This is a genomic window from Aquabacterium sp. UBA2148, from assembly GCF_002328915.1.
GTDB lineage: Bacteria > Pseudomonadota > Gammaproteobacteria > Burkholderiales > Burkholderiaceae_C > Aquabacterium > Aquabacterium parvum.
This window is the reverse complement of record NZ_DCXA01000188.1, coordinates 1-2,872: the sequence shown is the minus strand read 5'-3', so window position 1 is coordinate 2,872 and position 2,872 is coordinate 1. Positions and strand designations below refer to the sequence as shown.

Here is a 2,872-nt window from a genome sequence, read left to right as displayed (position 1 = left end):
GCTTCGGCGGCTTGCGCCTCGGCGCGCTGGCTCTCGGCCAGCACCGATCCCAGGTAGGCTTCCTTGACGCGGTCGTTGGCGCGCACGTTCTCGGGGGTGTCGAAGGCGATCACCTCGCCATAGACCAGCACCGCGATGCGGTCGGCCAGGCCGAACACCACGCCCATGTCGTGCTCCACGGTCAGCAGGGTCTTGCCCTCGGTGACCTCGCGGATCATCTTCACGAAGTTCGCCGTCTCGGACTTGCTCATGCCAGCGGTCGGCTCGTCGAGCAGGATGACGTTGCCGCCACCGGCGATGGTCACACCCACTTCGAGCGCACGCTGTTCGGCATACGTCAGGTTGGCGACGTGGGTGTCGCGCTTGCGGCGCAGGCGGATCATGTCCAGCACCTCTTCGGCGCGCTGATTCACGGCCGTCAGGTCGGACAGGAAACGCCAGAAGCTGTAGCGCTGGCCCATCGACCACAGCACCGCGCAGCGGATGTTCTCGAACACCGACAGGCGCGGGAACAAGTTGGAGACCTGGAAGCTGCGGGCCAGGCCGCGGCGGTTGATCTCGTACGGCTTCATGCCGTGGATGGCTTCGCCGTTGAGCAGGATCTGCCCGCTGGTCGGGGCCATGCGGCCGCTGATGAGGTTGAACAGCGTGGATTTGCCCGCGCCATTGGGGCCGATGAGGGCAACGCGCTCACCAGCTTTGACGGCCAGGCTGCTGCCACGGATGATTTCGGTCTTGCCGAAGGACTTGCGCAGGTCGCGCAACTCCAGGGCCAGGCCGTTCGATGAGGATGCGGAACTCATGTTCTCAATGCTCCGATAGAGGGACACATGGGGGTCGATCGATGGCAGTGGGCACACCGGCCATCACTGGCCATCTCGCCGAAGGTTCTCGGCCTCGATCTCCTCCTGGATGTGGCCCCACTGGCGCATGAACTCGCGCCGCGCCACCTCGAAACAACCCACGCCCGTGATGAGCAGGAACACCGCCCCCACCCAGGCATCGATCCCATGCGTGTCCAGCGTTACGCCCATGAAGCTCATCTCGGGCCCCAGGGCCTCGTTGAGCTTGATGTGGTAGACCATCTCGATCATCACCGACAGCGCGATGATCACCGTCAAGCCCGTGCCCGCCAAGGCCAGGTAGCTCGTCCACAGCTTGCGCAGGAAGCCATAGGCCGCCACGCGCAGGTTCATCATGATCAGGCTGGAGATGCCGCCCGGCGCGTACATCACCATCAGCAGGAAGAACACGCCCAGGTAGAGCAGCCAGGCCTTGGTCAGCTCCGACAGCAGCACCGTGGCCAGCACCATCAGCACCGCGCCGATGATCGGGCCGAAGAAGAACAGCGCCCCGCCCAGGAAGGTGAACAACAGGTAGGCGCCTGAGCGGTGAGCCCCGACCACCTCGGCCGTCACGATCTCGAAGTTGATCGTGTACAGGCCGCCCGCGATGCCAGCAAAAAAGCCCGCGATCATGAAAGCGATGTAGCGCACACGCTGCGTGTCGTAGCCGATGAACTCGACGCGCTCCGGGTTGTCGCGCACCGCGTTGAGCATGCGCCCCAGCGGCGTCTGCGTGAACGCGAACATCAGCACCGTGCACACGAAGCAGTAGAGCGCGATCAGGTAGTAAACCTGGGTCTGAGGCCCGAAGGTGATGCCCATGACAGGCTCACCAATCACGCGGTTGCCGGAGACCCCGCCTTCACCACCAAAAAACTCCGGCAGCATCAGCGACATCGACCACACCAGCTCGCCCACGCCCAGCGTGATCATGGCGAAGGTGTTGCCCGACTTCTTGGTGCTGACCGCGCCCAGCAGCGCGGCCACGAGCAAGCCCGCCAGCCCTCCCACGATGGGGATCAGGCTGACCGGGATGGCCCACTCGCCCGCGCCCACCTTGTTGAGCGTGTGAATGGCAGCGAACGAGCCCAGGCCCGAATACACCGCGTGTCCGAAGGAGAGCATGCCGCCCTGCCCCAGCAACATGTTGTAGGACAGGCAGACCACGATGGCGATGCCCATCTGTGTGAGCATGGTCATGGCCAGGCTGCTGGTGAACAGCTTGGGGGCCACCAGCAGGACGAGGGCGAACAGCGACCACAGGATGATGCGGCCGACGTTCCAGGGTCGGAAGGTATAGGCTTGTGTTGACATGTGTTTACTCCTCGCGCGTGCCCAGCAGGCCCTTGGGTCTGAAGATCAGGATCAGCACCAGGAGGAGGTAAGGCAGGATCGGCGCCATCTGCGACACCGAGATCTTGAGCAATGGGTACGCCCAGTGTTCGAAGTCCACCGGGCTGCCCAGCTTCTCGAGCAGGGTCAGGCCAGAGACGTCGATCACCACGGCGAACGTCTGGATCAGGCCGATGATCAGCGAGGCCAGGAAGGCACCGGCCAGCGAGCCCATGCCCCCGACCACCACCACCACGAAGATGATGGCACCCACCGACGCCGCCATGTTGGGCTCGGTGACGAAGGCGTTGCCCCCGATCACGCCCGCCAGGCCGGCCAGCGCGCAACCACCACCGAAGACGCCCATCATCACGCGCGGCACGTTGTGCCCGAGCGCCTGGGTCATGTCCGGGTGGGTGAGCGCGGCCTGGATGATCAAACCGATGCGGGTGCGCGTGAGCAGCAGCCACAAAGAGCCGAGCATGAACAGCGCCACCAGGGCCATGAAGCCTCGGTAGATCGGGAACTGCGTGCAGCTGTTGCCTGCCGTGGTGCACAGCGCGGCATCGCCGGCGCCGGCCATCCAGCTCAGCCCTTGGTCCTTGACGCTGGCCAGCGTGAAAAGCGGGCCGCTGAGCGACTCGGGCACACGGTAGTCGACGTTGGCCGGACCCCAGACCAGGCGCACCACCTCG

3 protein-coding genes are annotated in these 2,872 nt (G+C 64.9%); all 3 read right to left on the bottom strand.

All coding sequences use genetic code 11. The features are described 5' to 3' along the window. Positions 1 to 803, bottom strand: an 803-nt coding sequence (locus B2W70_RS10580; RefSeq protein ID WP_286745556.1) for an ABC transporter ATP-binding protein, incomplete at its 3' end; no start/stop codon positions are given. Between the two features lie 63 nt (positions 804 to 866). Next, positions 867 to 2,159 (bottom strand): branched-chain amino acid ABC transporter permease, encoded by a 1,293-nt coding sequence (locus B2W70_RS10575; RefSeq protein WP_286745554.1) that lies wholly within the window; start codon positions 2,157 to 2,159, stop codon positions 867 to 869. Positions 2,160 to 2,163: 4 nt separating this feature from the next. After that, positions 2,164 to 2,872, bottom strand: a 709-nt coding sequence (locus tag B2W70_RS10570) for an ABC transporter permease subunit (RefSeq protein ID WP_286745552.1), incomplete at its 5' end; no start/stop codon positions are given.